This window comes from Blastococcus sp. SYSU D00868, from assembly GCF_054050575.1.
In genome coordinates this window covers 23,004-42,640 of the sequence record NZ_JBJGZO010000003.1, presented here as the reverse complement: position 1 = coordinate 42,640, position 19,637 = coordinate 23,004, and the positions used below count along the sequence as shown (strand labels likewise).

General features: G+C 74.5%; 14 protein-coding genes. 9 read left to right on the top strand and 5 right to left on the bottom strand.

Features of this window, described 5'->3' with window-relative positions; translation table 11 throughout:
• The first annotated feature begins 72 nt into the window (after window positions 1-72).
• From ACI79F_RS03525 to ACI79F_RS03505, 5 genes are all read left to right on the top strand, one after another.
• Entirely contained in the window at window positions 73-1,305 is a 1,233-nt protein-coding gene (locus tag ACI79F_RS03525) for a DUF4032 domain-containing protein (protein WP_456547032.1), read from the top strand.
• A 117-nt stretch (window positions 1,306-1,422) separates the two neighbouring features.
• Complete coding sequence (locus tag ACI79F_RS03520; RefSeq protein ID WP_456547033.1) at window positions 1,423-2,727, top strand: extracellular solute-binding protein; 1,305 nt, start codon at window positions 1,423-1,425, stop codon at window positions 2,725-2,727.
• Window positions 2,724-3,683, top strand: coding sequence for a carbohydrate ABC transporter permease (locus tag ACI79F_RS03515; RefSeq protein WP_456547034.1), 960 nt, complete (start codon window positions 2,724-2,726; stop codon window positions 3,681-3,683). The genes ACI79F_RS03520 and ACI79F_RS03515 overlap by 4 nt, the downstream gene beginning before the upstream one ends.
• Window positions 3,683-4,516: a carbohydrate ABC transporter permease gene (locus ACI79F_RS03510; RefSeq protein WP_456547035.1), complete on the top strand. Its 834-nt coding sequence runs from the start codon at window positions 3,683-3,685 to the stop codon at window positions 4,514-4,516. Before ACI79F_RS03515 ends, ACI79F_RS03510 begins: the two co-directional genes overlap by 1 nt.
• 64 nt (window positions 4,517-4,580) lie before the next feature.
• The gene (locus ACI79F_RS03505; protein WP_456547036.1) at window positions 4,581-5,903 is read left to right on the top strand and encodes an ABC transporter ATP-binding protein; all 1,323 of its coding nucleotides are present in this window, start codon (window positions 4,581-4,583) and stop codon (window positions 5,901-5,903) included.
• Window positions 5,904-5,956: 53 nt separating this feature from the next.
• Here the strand turns inward: ACI79F_RS03505 and ACI79F_RS03500 are convergent, their stop codons facing one another.
• Entirely contained in the window at window positions 5,957-6,964 is a 1,008-nt protein-coding gene (locus tag ACI79F_RS03500; RefSeq protein ID WP_456547037.1) for a carbohydrate kinase family protein, read from the bottom strand.
• Between the two features lie 142 nt (window positions 6,965-7,106).
• Here ACI79F_RS03500 and ACI79F_RS03495 point away from each other — a divergent pair, with 142 nt between their 5' ends.
• The gene (locus ACI79F_RS03495) at window positions 7,107-7,949 is read left to right on the top strand and encodes a PspA/IM30 family protein (protein ID WP_456547038.1); all 843 of its coding nucleotides are present in this window, start codon (window positions 7,107-7,109) and stop codon (window positions 7,947-7,949) included.
• 68 nt (window positions 7,950-8,017) lie between these two features.
• Here the strand turns inward: ACI79F_RS03495 and ACI79F_RS03490 are convergent, their stop codons facing one another.
• The 3 genes from ACI79F_RS03490 to ACI79F_RS03480 all read right to left on the bottom strand — a co-directional run bounded on the left by ACI79F_RS03490 (window position 8,018) and on the right by ACI79F_RS03480 (window position 11,553).
• Window positions 8,018-8,875, bottom strand: coding sequence for a DNA-formamidopyrimidine glycosylase family protein (locus ACI79F_RS03490; protein ID WP_456547039.1), 858 nt, complete (start codon window positions 8,873-8,875; stop codon window positions 8,018-8,020).
• 103 nt (window positions 8,876-8,978) lie between these two features.
• Window positions 8,979-10,559 (bottom strand): VWA domain-containing protein, encoded by a 1,581-nt coding sequence (locus tag ACI79F_RS03485; RefSeq protein WP_456547040.1) that lies wholly within the window; start codon window positions 10,557-10,559, stop codon window positions 8,979-8,981.
• Window positions 10,560-10,644: 85 nt separating this feature from the next.
• Window positions 10,645-11,553 carry an AAA family ATPase gene (locus tag ACI79F_RS03480; protein ID WP_456547041.1) on the bottom strand — a complete coding sequence of 303 codons (909 nt, stop codon included), beginning with the start codon at window positions 11,551-11,553 and terminating at the stop codon, window positions 10,645-10,647.
• Window positions 11,554-11,766: 213 nt separating this feature from the next.
• Between ACI79F_RS03480 and ACI79F_RS03475 the strand changes: the two genes are divergently transcribed.
• The gene (locus ACI79F_RS03475; protein WP_456547042.1) at window positions 11,767-12,354 is read left to right on the top strand and encodes an antibiotic biosynthesis monooxygenase; all 588 of its coding nucleotides are present in this window, start codon (window positions 11,767-11,769) and stop codon (window positions 12,352-12,354) included.
• Here the strand turns inward: ACI79F_RS03475 and ACI79F_RS03470 are convergent, their stop codons facing one another.
• Entirely contained in the window at window positions 12,355-16,950 is a 4,596-nt protein-coding gene (locus ACI79F_RS03470) for an ATP-dependent helicase (protein WP_456547043.1), read from the bottom strand.
• A gap of 115 nt (window positions 16,951-17,065) precedes the next feature.
• Between ACI79F_RS03470 and ACI79F_RS03465 the strand changes: the two genes are divergently transcribed.
• Together ACI79F_RS03465 and ACI79F_RS03460 are read left to right on the top strand one after the other, a co-directional pair.
• Window positions 17,066-18,211 (top strand): acyl-CoA dehydrogenase family protein, encoded by a 1,146-nt coding sequence (locus tag ACI79F_RS03465; protein WP_456547044.1) that lies wholly within the window; start codon window positions 17,066-17,068, stop codon window positions 18,209-18,211.
• Between the two features lie 5 nt (window positions 18,212-18,216).
• Entirely contained in the window at window positions 18,217-19,494 is a 1,278-nt protein-coding gene (locus tag ACI79F_RS03460; protein WP_456547045.1) for an MFS transporter, read from the top strand.
• Window positions 19,495-19,637 lie beyond the last annotated feature (143 nt).

Here is a 19,637-nt window from a genome sequence, read left to right as displayed (position 1 = left end):
GTCGCCGTGCCAAGGTGGGGCATCGCCGTGCGCAACGGAGCGGCACGGCGCGCCGGCCCTGCGGAGCACGCGTTGCGGTACCTCTTCCGACCCCCGGCCACGGACGGCGCGGCCCTGCTCGCCCTGCCCTGGCACCAGCCGCTGGAGGAGTGGGACCCCGAGCTGACGCTCGACGTCCCGCAGCGGGGCATCTCGCGGCACGTCGTCCGCTTCGTCGCCGCCGAGGGCCGGGTCTACGCGCTCAAGGAGATCGCCGAGCCGCTGGCCCGGCACGAGTACGCGCTGCTGGGCGAGTTCGAGGAGGAGGGGCTGCCCTCCGTCTCGGTGCTCGGCATCTGCGTGGACCGGCCCCACGACCAGCAGGCCATCCTGGTCACCCGCTACCTCGAGTACTCGATGTCCTACCGGTACCTGTTCTCCCGGCCCGCCGGGGACCACTCCGCCGAGCAGCTGCTGGACACGATGGTCGTGCTGCTGGTCCGGCTGCACCTGGCGGGCATCTTCTGGGGCGACTGCTCGCTGTCCAACACGCTGTTCCGGCTCGACGCCGGGACGCTCGCGGCCTACCTGGTCGACGCGGAGACCGCCGACCGGCACCCCAGCCTCTCCGCCGGCCGCCGGCTCTACGACGTGGAGCTCGCCCGCGAGCGCGTCGGGGCCGAGCTCATGGACCTGCAGGCCGGGGGCCTGCTGCCCGACGGCATCGACCCGATCGAGGTCGCCGACGACCTGCCCCGCCGCTACGCCGCGCTGTGGGACGAGGTGACCCACGAGGAGGTCTTCCACCGCGACGACCAGCGCTACCGCGTCGCCGAGCGCCTCCAGCGGCTCAACGACCTCGGCTTCGACGTCGGCGAGGTGGAGCTGGTCGACGGCCCGGACGGCGGCGTCCGGCTGCGGGTGGAGACGCGGGTCGCCGAGCCGGGTGGCAACCGCCGGGAGCTGTTCCGCCTCACCGGCCTGGAGGTGCAGGAGCGCCAGGCGCGGCGGCTGCTCAACGACCTGCGCGCCTACCGCGCCTGGCTGGAGCAGAAGACCGGCGGGCCGGTGCCGGAGACCGTCGCCGCGTACCGCTGGCTGGTCGAGGTCTACCAGCCCGTCGTCGACGCGCTGCCGCCCGAGCTGGCCGGCCGGCTCGCGCCGGCCGAGGTCTTCCACGAGGTGCTGGAGCACCGCTGGTTCCTGTCCGAGCGCGCCGGCCGCGACGTCGGCACCACCCGGGCGGCGCGGTCGTACTACAGCACCGTGCTGCCGCGGATGCCGGAGGAGCTGACGACGCCGTCGGTCATCGTCAACCGCCCCTGACCTCCGGCCTTGTGCCGATCACGAGCCGGTGTCGACCGACTTGCGCCCTCTTGTGAGCGGGGCCACGGTACGAGGACGGTGATCGACGCAGCTCGCCGAGATGGAGGCGATGTGGGGATGCCCAAGGGGACACGGAGACGGCTGGGCGGCGGTGCGGCGGCACTGGTGCTGGCCTCCACGCTCGCGGCGTGCGGCGGCGACGAGGGAGGCCCGCCGACACTGATCTGGTACACGAACCCCGACTCCGGCGGCCAGGCCGCCATCGCGGAGCGCTGCTCCGCGGAGTCCGGCGGGGCCTACGAGATCAGCACCGAGGTGCTGCCGCGCCAAGCGGCCGGCCAGCGCGAGCAGCTGGTCCGGCGCCTGGCGGCCGAGGACTCCTCGATCGACATCATGAGCCTCGACCCGCCGTTCATCCCGGAGTTCGCCGAGGCGGGCTTCCTCGCCCCCGTCCCGGAGGACCTCGCCGAGCGGGTCACCGAGGGGGTCGTCGAGAGCGCGATCCAGGGGTCCACCTGGAACGACGAGCTGGTCACGGTGCCGTTCTGGGCCAACACCCAGCTGCTCTGGTACCGGGCGTCCGTCGCCGAGGCCGCCGGCCTCGACACCGACGCCGCGGACACCTGGACCTGGGACGACATCATCGCGGCGGCCCAGAGCCAAGACGTGCTCATCGGCGCCCAGGGCATCCGCGCCGAGTCGCTGACGGTGTGGCTCAACGCCCTCATCGCCTCGGCCGGCGGCTCGATCATCGCGGAGAACTCCGACGACCCCGAGCAGATCCAGCTCGGCCTCACCTCCGACGAGGGGCGCCGCGGTGCCGAGGTGATGCGGGCCGTCGCCGACTCCGGCCAGGTCAGCGCCGCGTTCTCCACGGAGAACGAGGACGCCTCGGCCACCGGCTTCGAGAGCGACCGCGGTGGCTTCATGGTCAACTGGCCGTTCGTCTACGCGCGGGCGCAGTCCGCGGTGGAGGCCGGGACGCTCGACGCGTCGGTCCCGGAGGACTACCGCTGGACGTTCTACCCGCGGGTGGACGCCGACACCGAGCAGGCCCCGCCCTACGGCGGCATCAACCTCGGCATCGGGGCCTACAGCGAGAACGTCGACCTGGCCTACCAGGCGGCCGAGTGCATCGTCTCGGACGAGAACCAGGCCGAGTACATGATCACCAACGGCAACCCGGCCTCGAGCATCGCCGTGTACGACGACCCCGAGGTGCAGGAGGCCTACCCGATGGCCGACACGATCCGGGACTCGCTCGAGCTGGCGGCGCCGCGGCCGCAGACGCCGTACTACAGCGAGGTCTCCGGCGGGCTGCAGCGGGAGTACCACGCTCCGTCCTCGGTGGACCCGCAGTCGACGCCGGACACGGCCACCGAACTCATCGAATCCGTCCTGGCAGGAGACCAGCTGCTATGACCCAGACGACGCTCCCCCCGGTCGAGAAGACACCACCCGTCTCGGCACCGCGCGGGGCGCTGAGCGACCGGTCGCGGGCCGAGCGCAAGCTCGGCTGGATGCTGGCCGGCCCGGCGTTCTTCGTGATGCTGGCCGTGACCGCCTACCCGATCCTGCAGGCGGTCTACGACTCGCTGTTCCAGTACCGGCTCACCGACCCCGACAACAAGGCGTTCAACGGCCTGTCCAACTACTGGGTCGTCCTCAGCGACTCGCTGTGGTGGACGGCGCTGGGCGTCACGCTGCTCATCACGGTGATCACGGTCCTGGTGGAGCTCATCCTCGGCTTCGCCCTGGCCATGGTCATGGCGAAGATGCTGCGGTCCCTGCGGCCGGTCGTGCGGGCCGCGATCCTCATCCCGTACGCGGTCATCACCGTCGTGTCGGCGTTCGCCTGGCAGTTCGCCTTCGACATCGACACCGGGTTCGTCAACAGCTGGTTCGCCTGGATACCCGGGGTCTCCGGTGACACGGACTGGTTCGGCAGCACCGGCTCCTCGCTGTTCGTCATCTGCCTGGCCGAGATCTGGAAGACGACGCCGTTCATCTCGCTGCTGCTGCTCGCCGGCCTGGCACAGGTCCCGGAGGTGCTGCAGGAGGCGGCGAAGGTCGACGGCGCGACGTGGTGGCAACGGTTGTGGCGGGTGACCCTGCCGAACATGAAGGCGGCGATCATGGTCGCCCTGCTGTTCCGCACCCTGGACGCGTTCCGTGTCTTCGACAGCATCTTCATCATGACCGCCGGGGCCAACAACACCGAGTCGGTGTCATTCCTGGCCTACCGGCAGACGATCTCCCGCCTGGAGATCGGGCTGGGCTCGGCGGTCTCGGTGCTGCTGTTCATCTGCGTGGTGCTGCTCGCCCTCAGCTTCATCAAGGGCTTCAAGGTCGACCTGTCCCAGGCGAGGGGTGAGTGATGTCCCGCAGAGAGAGAACGTGGTGGATCGTCGGCGGGATCGCGATCATCGTCTACTGCCTGTTCCCGATCGCCTGGATCGTCTCCGTCTCCTTCAAGGCGCCGTCCGACCTGGCCAACGGGCAGTTCCTCCCGTCGGACCCCAGCTGGGAGAACTACAGCCAGATCCTCACCGGTGACGCGAGCGACCTGTTCCTGCCGGCGCTGCGGAACAGCTTCGGCATCTGCCTGATCGCCACGGCGATCTCGTGCCTGCTGTCGATGTTCGCCGCCTACGCGATCGCGCGGCTGGACTTCCCCGGCAAGAAGCTGATCCTGTCGACCGCACTCGTGGTGGCGATCTTCCCGGTCATCTCGATCGTCACTCCGCTGTTCAACGTCTGGCGGCAGATCGGGCTCTACGACACCTGGATCGGGCTGATCATCCCGTACCTCTCGCTGACCCTGCCCATCTCCATCTGGACCATGTCGGCGTTCTTCCGCGAGATCCCGTGGGAGATGGAGCAGGCGGCCCAGGTCGACGGCGCCACCACCTGGCAGGCGTTCCGGAAGGTCATCGTGCCGCTGGCCGCGCCGGGCGTGTTCACCACGGCGATCATCGCCTTCTTCATCGCCTGGAACGACTTCGTCTACGGCATCTCGCTGACCTCGACCGACGCGGCCCGGCCGGTGCCCGCGGCGCTGGGCCTGTTCTCCGGCGCCTCGCAGTTCGAGGACCCGACCGGTGCGATCGCCGCGGCCGCGGTCATCGTCACCATCCCGGTCGTCGTCCTGGTCCTGCTCTTCCAGCGGCGCATCGTCGCCGGGCTCACCAACGGCGCGGTCAAGGGGTGACGCGCGCCGTGTCCCTCACCCCCCAGCCCTGCACCCCACCGACCTCCCGAGGGGACGAGAACTGATGGCCTCCATCGAGATGCGCAACATCGTCAAGCAGTACGGCGACGGGTTCCCGGCGGTCAACGACGTCAGCCTGGACATCGCCGACGGCGAGTTCATGATCCTGGTCGGCCCGTCCGGCTGCGGGAAGTCGACGCTGCTCCGGATGATCGTCGGCCTCGAGGACATCACCAGCGGCGACATGATGATCGGCGGCAAGCGGGTCAATGACCTGGCACCGCGCGAGCGGAACCTGTCGATGGTGTTCCAGAACTACGCGCTGTACCCGCACCTGACGGTGTTCGAGAACATCGCGTTCCCGCTGCGGCTGTCCAAGACGCCGGACGACGAGGTCCGCCGTCGCGTCGCCGAGGCCGCCGACGTCCTCGAACTCAAGGACCACCTGGAGCGCAAGCCGGCCAACCTCTCCGGTGGCCAGCGGCAGCGCGTCGCGATGGGGCGGGCGATCGTCCGGCAGGCCGAGGCGTTCCTCTTCGACGAGCCGCTGTCCAACCTCGACGCCAAGCTGCGCGGCCAGATGCGCACGGAGATCTCCCGGCTGCAGCGGCGGCTGGGGATCACCACGGTCTACGTCACCCACGACCAGACCGAGGCGATGACGCTGGGCGACCGGGTCTGCGTGCTGCGCAAGGGCCGCATCCAGCAGGTCGCGTCGCCGCGCGAGCTCTACGAGCAGCCGGTCAACCTGTTCGTCGCCGGCTTCATCGGCTCGCCGCCGATGAACTTCCTGCCGGCCTCGCTGGAGGGCGACAACCGGCTGTCCACCCCGTTCGGGGCGATCGAGCTCGACGAGAAGCGGGCGGCGGCGGTCCGCGGCAAGGGCGACCTGCTGCTGGTCGGCATCCGGCCGGAGTACTTCGAGGACGCCTCGCTGGTCGACGAGGCCAAGCGGCCGCACGGCTCGATCTTCCGGGCCCGCGTCGACGTCACGGAGTGGCTCGGCGACTCGCAGTTCGCCTACATCCCCTACGACGCGCCGGAGCAGATCCGCAACCAGCTGCGCGACCTGTCGCGGGAGCTGGACTCCGAGGAGCTGCGCACGCAGGCGATCGTGTCGATCGACTCGACCAGCCGGATCCGCGAGGGCCGGGAGGCGGAGTTCTGGCTCGACGCCCGCAAGGTGCACGTGTTCGACCCGCAGACCGGCGAGAACCTCACCCGGGACGCCGAGGCCGGCGCCCGGCTCACCGAGATGGCACAGGAGGACCGGGTCGAGCAGGTGCAGGAGGCGCAGGCCAGCGGGCAGACCGTCGGCGGCGGCACCTCCGGCGGCACCTCCGGTGGCACCTCTGGCGGCGGCGCCACCCGGGCCGGCGCGGCCTAGGGGCCGACCGGCGGACGAGGCCGGCGGCCGGCCCGCCCCGGGGGCGGGGCGGGTCAGCCGCGGGCCGCGTCGACCTCGGCGCGGGTCGGCGGGTCGGCGCCCGCCCGCGTGCAGTTGAGCGCGGCGACCAGCGCCGCCTCGTCCACGACCTCGAGCAGGTCGTCGTCGGAGAGCGCGGTGAGCGCGGCGCGCGTCGCCAGCCCGCGGCGCAGCAGGCCGGCGAAGAGGCCGGCGGCCAGCGAGTCCCCGGCGCCCACGGTGTCGACCACGTCCACCCGCGGGATCTCCCGGCGCAGCAGCGACCGTCCCGGCCGCGCGACCCGCAGCGGCTGCCCGCCGTCGGTCATCACCACCAGCGCCGGGCCGTGCTCGGCCCAGGCGGCGGTGGCCCGGTCGAGGTCGTCGACGTCGGGGTGCAGCCAGGCGAAGTCCTCGGCGCTGACCTTCACCAGGTCGGCGTGCGCCAGCAGCCGCTGCAGCCGCCGCCGGACGGCGTCCGGGTCGTTGCCCAGGGACGCACCGACCGGGCCCTCGGCGAGCATCGGGCGGATGTTGGGGTCGACGCTGACCAGCACCCGGCCGCTCACCCGCTCGACGAGGCGGGCGATCGCCTCGCAGCCGGGCGGCGTCCAGCTGGAGATCGAGCCGACGTGCAGGATCGCCGTCGTGTCAGGCAGCGCGGCGGCCAGCTCCTCGTCGGTCCACTGCCAGTCGGCGGCGCCGGCGACGGAGAAGCCGTAGTCGGCCGACCCGTCCGGGCCCAGCCCGACCACGGCGAGGCTGACCGGCTCGGTCGCGGCGACGAAGCGGCCGACGTCGACGCCGGACTGCGCGGCGTGCCGGCGCAGCGGCTCGGCCAGCGGGCCGGTGCCCAGCCGGGCCAGCAGCGTGACGGGCGCGCCCAGCCGGCCGGCCGCGACGGCGACGTTGAGCGCGTTGCCGCCCGGAGCGGCGACGTAGCGTGGCGCGGTGCCGTACGGGCCGGCCCCGGCCTCCGCATCGGGCAGCAGATCGACCACCAGCTCACCGAGCACGGTCAGCTCGGGCACGCCCTCGACCACCGGGCGAGCGTAGCGGCGACCCCGGCGCGGGGCCTCTGGTGGCTACGGTGCGCGCGCACCTGGGACGATGACGGCGACGACGTCCGCCGGGGCCCAGCGGGGGCTCAGCGCGGGGCTGCCGGCGACAGACAGCGGAGGATCCATGCCCAACCCGTTCGTGAAGCTGTGGAAGTACCTGACGGCGTCGGCCAACGCGAAGATCGACGAGAAGGCCGACCCGAAGATCCAGATCGCGCAGGCCATCGAGGCCGAGCAGCAGCGGCACCAGGCGCTGGCCAACCAGGCCGCCGCGGTGCTGGGCAACCAGCGGCAGCTGGAGATGCGGCTGAACCGGCAGCTCGGCGAGGTCGAGAAGTTGCAGGCCTCCGCCCGCCAGGCGCTCGTGCTGTCCGACCAGACCCGGGCCAAGGGCGACGCGGCCAAGGCCGCCGAGTACGAGCAGGCCGCGCAGGCGTTCGCCACCCAGCTGGTCGCCGCCGAGCAGGCGATGGAGGACCTCAAGCGCAGCCACGACGAGGCGCTGCAGGCCGCCGAGCAGGCCCGCGGGGCGGTCGAGCAGAGCCGGATGCGGCTGCAGACCACGCTGGCCGAGCGCACCAAGCTGATGAGCCAGCTCGAGCAGGCCAAGATGCAGGAGCACGTGGCCGACTCGCTGCGGCAGGTCAACGAGCTCTCGGCGCCGGGCAACACCCCGAGCCTGGGCGAGGTCCGCGACAAGATCGAGCGTCGCTACGCCAACGCCCTGGGCCAGGCCGAGCTCGCGCAGACCTCGGTCGAGGGCCGGATGCTCGAGGTGCAGAAGGCGACCCTCGACGTCGCCGGCGCCTCCCGCCTCGACCAGATCCGCGCCTCGATGGGTGGCGGCCCCGCCGCGGTCACCGGCACCTCCGCCGCCGGGGCGATCGAGCAGGGCACCGCGCCGGTGGCCGAGCCGGCCGCGGCCGACCCGGTCGCCCAGCCGGTGGAGCGCCCCGACCAGGCCTGAGGGACGTCGGCCCCGCTGCCGGGGCCCGCCGCGAGCGCGCGAGCGGTGGGGGGCAGCGGGGTCCTTCCTCAGCCGGGGGTGGCCATCGGCCGGGGCCGGCCGGGCTCGCCGGTGCGCGCCGCCGGATCGATGGGGGAGCGGGCCGCCTGGCAGTGCGGGCACCAGTAGGTGACCCGCTCCTGCAGGTCCGGGCCCTGGTCGCCCATGAGGATCGGCGTCCCGCACCGCCGGCAGGGCTTGCCCTTGCGGCCGTACACCCAGTGGTCGAAGCCCTTGCGCAGGTCGCCGGTGGTGCTCTGCTCGGGGTGGTCCCGGTTGGCCAGCATCAGCGTGCGGGCGCGGGTCACCAGCGGCTCGAGCCGGTCGTCGACGTCGGCCACGCGCGCCCACGGGTGCACGCCGACCAGGAACAGCGTCTCGACCTTGTAGAGGTTGCCGGGCCCGCAGAGGTTGCGCTGGTCGAGGATCGCCACCCCCACCTGCTCGTCGGGGTGCGCGCGTAGCCGGCGCAGCGCCTCGTCCAGGTCCCAGTCCGGCCCGAGGACGTCGGGGCCCAGGTGCCCGACCAGCTGGTCCTCGTGCTCGGTGCGGACCATGGTGACGTCGTGCAGCCGGTAGCCGACGCACTCCCACTCGTCGGTGGCCAGGACCGCGCGCACCGAGAACGCCGGGCCGCCGCGCCACTTCGCGCCGGGGCGGTAGACGTGCCAGCTGCCGTCCATCCGGTAGTGGGTGCGCAGCGTCCAGCCGTCGGCGAACCGGATGAGCATGTGCTTGCCGCGGGGCACGACCTCGCGCACCGTCCGCCCGGCGAGGTCGGTCGCGGCCAGCTGGGGCACCCGCAGCTCGCCGCGGCGCAGCGTGGCCCCGCCCAGCGCCTGGTCCATGCGCTTGGCGGCCAGCCAGACGGTGTCTCCCTCGGGCACCTCCCCAGTGTCCCCGTCCGGCACGGCCCGGGCTCGGGCGCGGTGTCCCCGCGCTGCCCGGGGCCGGTGTGAGTCCGCCGACACCGGGATGCGGTCGCTGCCGTCAGTGCGCGTGGTGGTGGTGATGGTGGTGGCCGGCTCCGTGGTCGTGCCGGCGCCGTCTCGCGTCCTCCACGGCCGGCTGCACCCCGGGAGCGACCGAGGCGCCCGCTCCGGCCAGTCGTTCGGCGAAGGCCCGCAGGTCGCGGAGCGTGCGGCACTCCACGACGGTGTCGCAGTGCGCGGCGTACCGGTCGATGTCCGAGTCGCCGGTGCCCCACGACTCCCGTGGCTCGGGGTTCAGCCAGTGCACGGCCCCCGCCTGCCGGCGCACGACGGCGAGGGCCTCGGTCCTCGGGTCGAGGTCGTTGCCGCGCGCGTCCCCGAGCACCAGGACCGTGGTGCGGCGGGTGAGCTGCGGCGCCCACCGCTCGGCGAAACCGGCCAGGGCGTTGCCGTAGTCGCTGCGCCCGTTGAACCCGACGCCGGCGCCGGCCTCGTTGAGCACGTGCGCGATCTCGCTGGGGTCCGCGGCCCCGTCGATCAGGTCGGTGACCTCCTCGATGGTGTCGACGAACGCGAAGCTGCGGATGGAGGTGAACTCCGAGCGCAGCGCGTGGACCAGCTGCAGCGTGAAGGTGGCGAAGGTCGACACCGACCCCGAGATGTCGGCGAGGACGACCAGCTGCGGCTTGGCGGGGTGCGGCCGCCGGAACACCGGCGTCACGGGGACGCCGCCGGTGCTCATGGCGGTGCGCAGGGTCCGCCGGACGTCGAGCGCGCCGTGCTGGTGCTGCCGGCGCCGTTGCGCCAGCCGGGCGGCGAGGGAGCGGGCGAGCGGTCGCAGCGCCTCGCGCATCGCGGCCACGTGCCTCGGCGACGCCCCCAGGAAGGCCATGTTCTCGGGCAGCGGGGTCCGCAGCGTCCTGGCCACGTCCTCCGCCCCCCGGTCGGCCACCAGGCGTCGGCGGATCTCGGTCTCCAGCGCCCGTCCCAGCTCCTGCGCCTGCGCCCTGGCCGCCAGCCGGGCGACCTCGGACGGCACGCGGTCTCCGCCGGCCTGCGGGTCCGCCGCGTGGGCGAGGCGGACGACGATCTCGTTGGAGTCGATCATGCGCAGGGCCCGGTAGAGGTTGTAGCCGACGTCCTGGGGCCGGTCGGGCTTCACGGCGGCGTGCCGGTCGACCACCACGCGGGCGAGGGCCCGCAGCAGGACGGCGTCCTCCTCCCGCAGGCTCCGCACCAGCAGGTCGCGCAGGGCGTCGTCGTCCAGGTGCCGGAGGCCGCCTGCCGGACCGCGCCGCGGCCCCCGGTGGCCGTCTCCGTCCCTGCCGGTCCCGCCGTCGCCGGTCCCCGGATCGGTGCCGTCGTCGGCCCCGGCGGTGGCCCTGTCGATGGCGCGGTCGGGGTCCTCGTCCTCGGCCGCCGGCTCCTGCAGTGCGAAGAACGTGTCGAAGACGGTGTCGTAGGTCGTGAGGTGTCCGGCGTCCTTGATCAGGACCGCGCGCAGTGCGACCCGCACCGCGCCCCGGTCGAGGACGTCGATGCGGGTCATCGCGCGGGCGGCGTCCACGACAGCACTCACCGGGACCGGCACGCCGACCTCGCGCAGCTCGGCGACCAGGCCCTCCACGGCGGTCAGCACGCCGGTCGCCCCGGGGTCGCCACCTCGTCCGGCTTCCTCCGGGCGGTGGCGCCGTGCACGCGCGGGACCGGCGGGAGGTCCGAGCTCACCGGAGCCTCGTGCCAGGGCCGAGCCGGGTCCGCGCCAGCTCGATGTCGCTCTGGTGCTTGAGCAGCACGGACAGGTGCCGCAGCAGCGCCTCGCCGTCGACCTCCGCGACGCCGAGCAGCAGCAGCGTCCGCGCCCAGTCGATCGTCTCCGACACCGAGGGCCGCTTCCTGAGGTCCAACTGGCGCAGGCCGGCGACCGCGTTCGCCACCTGGCGGGCCAGCTCGTCGGAGATCCCCGGCACGCGGGCGAGGACGATCTCCCGCTCCCGCTGGGGTGAGGGGTAGTCGACGTGCAGGAACAGGCAGCGGCGCTTGAGCGCCTCGGACAGCTCGCGGCTGTTGTTCGAGGTCAGGAACACCAGCGGCCGGCGGCGGGCGGTCACCGTGCCGAGCTCGGGGATGGAGACCTGGTAGTCGGAGAGGACCTCCAGCAGGAGCGCCTCGGTCTCGACGTCGAGCCGGTCGACCTCGTCGATCAGCAGGACGACGTCGTCCTCGGCGCGGATGGCCTCGAGCAGCGGCCGGCGCAGCAGGTAGTGCTCGCTGAAGATGTCACCCTCGACGTCGTCCCAGCGCTCGCCGGTCGGCTGCCCGGCGCTACCGGCCTGGATGCGCAGCAACTGCTTGCGGTAGTCCCACTCGTAGAGCGCCTTGGCCTCGTCGAGCCCCTCGTAGCACTGCAGGCGGATCAGCCGGGCGCCAGTGGCGCGGGCGACCGACTTGGCCAGCTCGGTCTTCCCCGTCCCCGCCGGTCCCTCGACGAGGACGGGCTTCTCCAGGGCGGCCGCCAGGTGGACGGTGCCGGCGATCGTCTCGTCCGGCAGGTAGTCGACCGCGCGCAGCGCCTCGGTCACCGCCTCCGGGGTCGCGACCGCCGTGGACGGCTGGACGAACGTCTCCGACATCGGTGCCTCCCGGCCAGGACGGCGCGGCCGTCACCCGTGACCGCCCCGGGGCCGGCCGCCGGCCAAGGTAGCCGACCCGCCGGGGCGGGCACCGGTCCGGACGCCCAGGCCGCGCGGGCGCGGCGGTGAGGCGGCCGGGGACCGGTCGGGCACGTGCGCTGTGAGACCGCCGACACCGGGATGACCACGCCGCGCGTGCGCATTGACCGGGGCGTGCAGGCCCTCGCTCTCCGTTCCCGGCTGGCCCGGACCGACGTCGTCGGGCACCGCCCCGAGCCGGTCACCGTGACGGCGGCCCGCGTGGTGCGGCCGCACCGCCGGCGGGCGTTCGAGGAGTGGGCCGAGGACGTCCTGCGGGTGGCCCACACCTTTCCCGGCAACCTCGGCGGCACGCTGCTGCGGCCGGGGCCGGGCAGCTCGGAGTACCACCTGGTCTACCGCTTCACCGACGACGCCGCCCTCGCCGCGTGGGAGCGCTCCCCGCAGCGGCAGGCCGCGCTGGAGCGGATGCAGGAGATGGTCGACGGCGAGCGCATCTCCCGGGTCGCCGGCCTGGACAGCTTCTTCACCCGCCCGGCCCGGCCCGGCCCGCGCTGGCGGTCGACGGTGCTGACCGTCGTCGCCGTCTTCGCGATCACGCTCGGCTTCCAGCTGCTGGTGGCGCCGCACGTGGCGAGCTGGCCGCTGCCGGCGCGGCTGCTGCTGTCGGCCTGCGTCGTGGTGCTGCTGCTCGGCTACGTCGTCATGCCGGTGCTGACCCGGCTGCTGCGCGGCTGGCTGCAGCCCCCGGCCGACCGCTAGTCAGCCCCGCAGCCGCAGGCCGCGCGGGGTCGCCGCGAAGCCCGCGGCCTGCAGCGCCGCCGACAGCGGGGTGGACTCGTGCACCGACGCCCCGTCGGCCTTCTGCACCACCATCCGGCCCAGCGCCCCGGCCGCGACGGCCCCGGACAGCGCCGTGGCCGCCTCCTTGAGCACCTGCTCCTCCTCGGTCCACGACAGCAGCGTCTTGCCGCCGCGCTCGACGTAGAGGACCAGGTCGCCGTCGACGAGGACGACGAGCGCCCCGGCCTTCCGCCCCGCCCGGTGCCCGCTGCCCCGCTTCGTCGCGGTGCCCTCGCCGATGTCGACCGCGCCCGCCGCGTCGCCGTCGGCCGCCGCGGCGTCCGGCCGGTCGGGCCACGGCAGCGCCGCGCCGTAGACGTTGGCCGGGTCGGTGGCCGCCAGGACGACGGTGCCGGCCGGCGCCCGGTCCGGTGAGGCGAAGCCGCGGAGCCGGTCGACCGAGCCCGGGGTGCCGAACTGGGCGGCGCCGAGGGTCTCGACGAAGTAGCCGCGGCGGGCCCGGCCGTTCTCCTCGAAGGCCCGCAGCACCGGGTACACCGCGGAGAAGCCGCCCGGCACCTGCTCGGCCATGACCGCCCCGCGGGTGAGCACGCCGTGCCGCTCCAGCAGGGCCTCGGCCCGGGCGGTGGTGCGGCGGGTCGGGTCGCCCTCCCGGTCGGGCAGCCGGGACCACCGGCCGGCGACCGTCGGCGGCCCGCTGCGGGTCGGCATGGCGGGCCGGCCCAGCCTCGGGCGGCCGTAGCGGGAGGTGCGGACCCGTGGCGGCGCAGGGGCCTTGCGGTGGGTGCCGGCGCCGGCCAGCCGGGTCCGCAGCGGGGCGAGGGTGTCGTTGGTCAGGTGGCCGGACCACACCAGGTCCCACACGGCGTCGGCCAGCGCGGTGTCGTCGGTGGCGCCGGCGAGGTCGGACAGCCCGCGGAAGAACATGGCCTGCCCGCCGGCCAGGCCGTCGAGCACCGCCGCCCCGTACCCGCCCTCCTCGGGCGGCTCGAGCGCCTCGGGCAGCAGCAGCGGGGCGACGTCGGCGGGGACGAGGCTCACCCAGCCGTCGTTGCCGGGCAGCGCCCCGGCGCCGGCCCACAGCACCTCGCCGGCGCTGGTCAGCTCGTCGAGCATCGCGGGGGAGTAGTCGCGCACCCGGGAGGGCAGCACGAGCGACTCCAGGGCGCTGGCGGGCACCAGCGCCCCGGCGAGCTGCTCGACCACGGCGAGGACGCCGTCGGGCCCGCGCAGCCGGCTGCCGACCGACTGCCAGGCGGGCGTGAACCGGGCGAGCGTGCCGATCGGCACCGGCTCGACCTCCTGGCGGAGCTTGGCCAGGCTGCGCCGGCGGACCGAGCGCAGCACGTCGGCGTCGCACCACTCCTGCCCGGTGCCGCCGGGCCGGAACTCCCCGGTGACCAGCCGGCCGCTGCCGACCAGGCGCTGCAGGGTGGCGGTGACGACGGCGACGCCGAGGCCGAGCCGGCGCGCCACCTCGTCGGGCTGGAAGGGGCCGTGGGTGCGGGCGTAGCGGCCGACGATGTCGCCGAGCGGGTCGGCGACCGGCTCGGTGAACGCCTCCGGCACGCCGACGGGCAGCGCGGTGCCGAGGGCGTCGCGCAGCCGGCCGGCGTCCTCGATGGCGACGTGCCGTTCCTCCCCGGCGATCCGGACGACGATGGCCCGCCGGGAGGCGACCAGCTCCTCGAGCCACTCCGCCGGCACCCCGCGGGCCGCGGCCTCGGCCGGGGTCAGGTCGCCGACGTAGCGGAGCAGGTCGGCGGCGCCGTCGACGTCGCGCGGGTGCCGCGCCGCGGGCAGCCGCTGCAGCTCCGCCTCGACCTCGGTCAGCGCCTCGGCGTCGAGCAGCTCGCGCAGCTCGGAGCGGCCGAGCAGCTCGGCCAGCAGGCCGGTGTCCAGGGCGAGCGCCTGCGCGCGGCGCTCGGCCAGGGGCGCGTCGCCCTCGTAGAGGAACTGCCCGACGTAGCCGAACAGCAGCGACGTGGCGAAGGGCGAGGCGGTCTGCGTCTGCACGTCGACCACCCGGACCCGGCGGGACTGCACGTCGCGCATCAGCTCGACCAGGCCCGGGACGTCGTAGACGTCCTGCAGCACCTCGCGGGCGGCCTCGAGGGTGATCGGGAAGCCGGGGAACTCGCTGGCCACCGACAGCAGTTGGGCGGCGCGCTGGCGCTGCTGCCACAGCGGGGTGCGGCGGCGCGGGTCGCGGCGGGGGAGCAGCAGGGCGCGGGCGGCGCACTCGCGGAAGCGGCTGGCGAACAGTGCCGAGTCCCCGACCTGCGCGGTCACCTCGCGTTCGACGTCGTCCGGGTCCAGCACCGCGAGGTCGGCCTCCGGCGGCTCGCCGGTGGTGTCGGGCAGCCGCAGCACGATGCCGTCGTCGGAGTGCATGGAGGCGACGTCCACCCCGTACCGCTCGCGCAGCCGGGCGGCGAGCACCAGCGCCCAGGGGGCGTTGACCTGCGCGCCGAAGGGGGAGTGCACGACCAGCCGCCAGTCGCCCAGCTCGTCGCGGAAGCGCTCGACGAGCAGGGTGCGGTCGTCGGGCAGGTGGCCGGTGGCCGCCTTCTGCTCGGCCAGGTAGGCCAGCAGGTTGTCCACGCCCCACTCGTCCAGGCCCGCGGCGCGGGCCCGCTCCCGCGCGGCCTCCGGGCCGGCCGAGCCGACCTCGCGCAGGAACGCGCCGAGCGCGCGGCCGAGCTCGAGCGGGCGGCCGGGGGCGTCCCCGTGCCAGAACGGCATCTTCCCGGGCTGGCCCGGGGCGGGGGAGACCAGCACCCGGTCGTGGGTGATCTCCTCGATCCGCCAGGACGACGACCCGAGCAGGAAGACGTCGCCCACCCGCGACTCGTAGACCATCTCCTCGTCCAGCTCGCCGACCCGCCGCCCGCCGGTCTCGCCGCCGACGAGGAAGACGCCGAACAGCCCGCGGTCGGGGATGGTGCCGCCGCTGGTGACCGCCAGCCGCTGGGCGCCGCCGCGGGCGGTGAGGGTGTCGGTCACCCGGTCCCAGGTCAGCCGCGGCCGCAGCTCGGCGAACGCGTCGGAGGGGTAGCGGCCGGCCAGCATGTCCAGCACCGCGTGCAGCGCGGACTCGGGCAGCCCGGCGAACGGCGCCGACCGGCGGACCAGGGCGCCGACCTCGTCGACCGTGCGCGGCCGCTCGGAGACGATCGCGACCACCTGCTGGGCCAGCACGTCCAGCGGGTTGCGCAGGTAGCGGATCGACTCGATGGCGCCGGCCTTCATCCGCTCGGCGACCAGGGCGCACTGCACCAGGTCGCCGCGGTACTTGGGGAACAGCACGCCGCGGCTGACGGCGCCGACCTGGTGGCCGGCGCGGCCGACCCGCTGCAGGCCCGCGGCCACGGTGGGCGGCGCCTCGACCTGCACGACCAGGTCGACCGCGCCCATGTCGATGCCCAGCTCCAGGCTGGAGGTGGCGACGACGGCGGGCAGCTGGCCGGACTTCAGCGCCTCCTCGACCACCGCCCGCTGCTCGCGGGAGACCGAGCCGTGGTGCGCGGCCGCGACCGGCTTGAACGCCTCGGGCACGCCGCCGCCGGCGCCGGCCTGCGCCATCAGCTGGGCCGGGGTCGACCCGGCCGGCACCGGCTCGCCGGTCTGCCGCTCGTAGGCCAGCTCGTTGAGCCGGCTGGTCAGCCGCTCGGCCAGCCGGCGGGAGTTGGAGAAGACGATAGTGCTGCGCGAGCCCTCGACCAGGTCGAGCACCCGCTCCTCGACGGCGGGCCAGATCGAGCTCCGGGGCTGGTTGCCCGCGGCCGAGCCGTCGAGCTCCCCGGTCGGCTGGCCGAGCGCGCTCATGTCCTCGACCGGGACGACGACCGACAGGTCCCACTGCTTGGCCGACCCGGGCGCCACCACCTCGACCGGCCGGCCGCCGGCGAGGAAGGTGGCGACCTCCTCGATCGGCCGCACGGTGGCCGACAGCCCGATCCGCTGCGCCGGGCGCTCGAGCAGCTCGTCGAGCCGGTCGAGGGTGACCGCCATGTGCGCGCCGCGCTTGGAGTCGGTGACGGCGTGCACCTCGTCGACGATCACCGTCTCGACCCCGCGCAGCGCCTCCCGTGCCTGGCTGGTGAGCAGCAGGAACAGCGACTCGGGGGTCGTGATGAGGATGTCGGGCGGCCGCTTGGCGAAGGCACGGCGCTCCTCGGCCGGGGTGTCGCCGGACCGGATGCCGACGGTGATCTCCGGCCGGGGCAGGCCGAGCCGCAGCGCGGCCTGCCCGATGCCGGTCAGCGGCGCGCGGAGGTTGCGCTCGACGTCGACCGCCAGCGCCTTGAGCGGGGAGACGTAGAGGACCCGGCAGCGGCGGACCTCCTCGGCCGGCGGCGGGGTGCTGGCCAGCCGGTCGAGCGACCACAGGAACGCGGCCAGGGTCTTGCCCGACCCGGTGGGGGCCACGACGAGGGCGTGCCCGCCCGAGCTGATCGCCGACCAGGCACCCTCCTGGGCGGCCGTGGGCTCGGCGAACGCGCCGGTGAACCACGCGCGCGTGGCCTCGGAGAACCGGTCGAGAGCGGACACGCAGCCAGTGTCACCCCGGGGTACGACACTCCGCCGTGCGCAACGGGTCGTCCGCCACGGCGCACCCCCGATCGGGCCGCGCGGCCCGGTCGGTGGCCTGCGGCACACTGCGCCCATGCGCTCCACGCTCTACGAGGCCGACCACGAGGACTTCCGCGCCACGGTGCGCGCCTGGGCGGAGAAGACCGTCGCGCCGTTCCACGACCAGTGGGAGGCCGAGGGCATCGTGCCGCGCGAGGTGTGGACCTCCGGCGGCGCCCAGGGCCTGCTCGGCATGGACCTCGAGGAGCGGTACGGCGGCGGCGGGGTGCGGGACTACCGCTACAACGCCGTCGTCGACGAGGAGCTCGCCCGGGTCGGCGCGAGCGGCGTCGGCTTCACGCTGCACAACGACGTCGTCGGCCCCTACCTGCGCGACCTCGCCACCGACGAGCAGAAGCAGCGGTGGCTGCCCGGGTTCTGCAGCGGCGAGCTGATCACCGCCATCGCGATGACCGAGCCCGGCACCGGCAGCGACCTGCAGGCCATCAGCACCACCGCGCGCCGCGACGGCGGCGACTGGGTGCTCTCGGGCGCGAAGACGTTCATCACCAACGGCATCAACGCCGACCTCGTCGTCGTGGTCGCGCGCACCGACCCCGACGCGCCCGGCTCCCGCGGCACCAGCCTGCTCGTCGTCGAGCGCGGCATGCCCGGCTTCACCCGCGGCCGGAACCTGGCCAAGGTCGGGCTCAAGGCGCAGGACACCGCCGAGCTGTTCTTCGACGAGGTGCGGGTGCCCGCGGAGAACCTTCTCGGCACCGAGAACCGCGGCTTCGCCCACCTCATGGACAACCTCCCGCAGGAGCGGTTGTCGATCGCCGTCACTGCCGTCGCCTCCGCCGAGACGGTGCTCGCCCAGACCCTCGACTACGTCCGGGAGCGGACGGCGTTCGGCCGGCCGGTCGGCAGCTTCCAGCACAGCCGCTTCGTGCTCGCCGAGCTGCACACCGAGACGACGATCGCGCGCACGTTCGTCGACGAGTGCGTGCGCCGGCTGAACGCGGGGGAGCTGAGCGCCGTCGACGCCTCGATGGCCAAGTACTGGACCTCGGAGCTGCAGAACAAGGTGGCCGACCGCTGCCTGCAGCTGCACGGCGGCTACGGCTACATGGACGAGTACCCGGTCTCGCGGGCGTGGCGGGACGCCCGGGTGCAGTCGATCTACGGCGGCACCAACGAGATCATGCGCGAGATCATCGGCCGCTCCCTGGGGCTCTGACCGCCGTGGACGCCGCCCGCGCCGAGACCCTGCCCGACCTGGCCCGGGTCCAGCGGCGCACGGTCGCGGTGCTCGGCGGCGGCACGGCGCTGAGCGGCCTCGGCGTCACGATCGGCATCACCCTCGGCGGGCTGCTGGCCCGGGACGTCGCCGGCAGCGACGCCGCCTCCGGGCTCGGCCAGACCGCCGGGGTGCTCGGCTCGGCGGTGCTCGCGGTCCCGCTCGCGCGGATCAGCGACCGGTCCGGCCGCCGCGCCGGCCTGGCCGCGGGCTTCGCCGTCGCCGTGCTGGGGGCGGTCGTCACCGTGGTCGCGGCGGCGCTGTCGTCGCTGCCGCTGCTGCTGGCCGGCCTGTTCTGCTTCGGCGCGGCCACCGCCTGCGGGCTGCAGGCGCGCTACGCCGCCGCCGACCTCGCCGCGCCGGAGCGCCGCGGCCGGGACCTGTCGCTGGTGGTGTGGGCGACCAGCGTCGGCTCGGTGCTCGGGCCCAACCTCGCCGGACCCGGGGCGGACCTCGGCGTGCGCCTCGGGCTGCCCGCGCTGGGCGGCGGGTTCGCGCTGTCGGCGGCGGTCTTCCTGATCGTCGCGGCGGTGTTCCTGGGACTGTTGCGGCCCGACCCGCTGCTGCTGGCCCGCCGGCTGCGCGGCGGTGCGGGCGGTGTCCCGGTGCGGCCGCGGCGGGCGACCCGGGCGGCGCTGGCCGCGGTGTGGGCCGACCCGGGCGGGCGGCTGGGCCTGACCGCCGTCGTCGTCTCGCACGCGGTCATGGTCGGCGTGATGGTCATGACGCCGGTGCACATGGGCCACGCGCACGGCCCCGAGGGGACGACGCTGCGGCTGATCGGCCTGGTCATCAGCGTGCACGTGGCCGGGATGTACCTGTTCTCCCCGCTGGTGGGCTGGCTGGCCGACCGCGTCGGCCGCCGGGCGGTCGTGGCGCTGGGGGCCGGCCTGCTGCTCGCGGCGGCGACCCTGTCGGGCACGGCCGGACCGGCCGACGCCGGGCAGCTGGGCGCGGGGCTGTTCCTGCTCGGTCTCGGCTGGTCGTGCGGGCTGGTCGCCGGGTCGACGCTGGTCACCGAGTCGGTCGGGGCGGCGCAGCGGCCCACCGCCCAGGGCGGCACCGACCTGCTCATGGGCCTGGGCGCGGCGCTGGCCGGCGTCGTCGGCGGACCGCTGCTGACGCTGGGCGGCTACGGCCTGGTGGCCGCCGTCAGCGCCGCGCTCGTCGTGCCGCTGGTGGTCGTCTGGCTGCTCGGCCCGGCCGGTCAGCGGCCGCGGTAGTTGCGCCAGAGCAGCACGAGCGACAGCAGCAGGCAGATCGCGATGCCGATCTCCAGCACCGTGTCGAGGGCCGCCGAGCCCGTGGTGATCACCCGACCAGCGTAGGCCGCCCTGATATCGTGAAGTCACTTCACGGTGAAGGG

Coding starts and splice junctions, on each gene's coding strand:
- ACI79F_RS03480 (WP_456547041.1), bottom strand. CDS start 11,553: ATGTCGGAGACGTTCGTCCAGCCGTCCACGGCGGTCGCGACCCCGGAG.
- ACI79F_RS03505 (WP_456547036.1), top strand. CDS start 4,581: ATGGCCTCCATCGAGATGCGCAACATCGTCAAGCAGTACGGCGACGGG.
- ACI79F_RS03495 (WP_456547038.1), top strand. CDS start 7,107: ATGCCCAACCCGTTCGTGAAGCTGTGGAAGTACCTGACGGCGTCGGCC.
- ACI79F_RS03510 (WP_456547035.1), top strand. CDS start 3,683: ATGTCCCGCAGAGAGAGAACGTGGTGGATCGTCGGCGGGATCGCGATC.
- ACI79F_RS03515 (WP_456547034.1), top strand. CDS start 2,724: ATGACCCAGACGACGCTCCCCCCGGTCGAGAAGACACCACCCGTCTCG.
- ACI79F_RS03465 (WP_456547044.1), top strand. CDS start 17,066: ATGCGCTCCACGCTCTACGAGGCCGACCACGAGGACTTCCGCGCCACG.
- ACI79F_RS03520 (WP_456547033.1), top strand. CDS start 1,423: ATGCCCAAGGGGACACGGAGACGGCTGGGCGGCGGTGCGGCGGCACTG.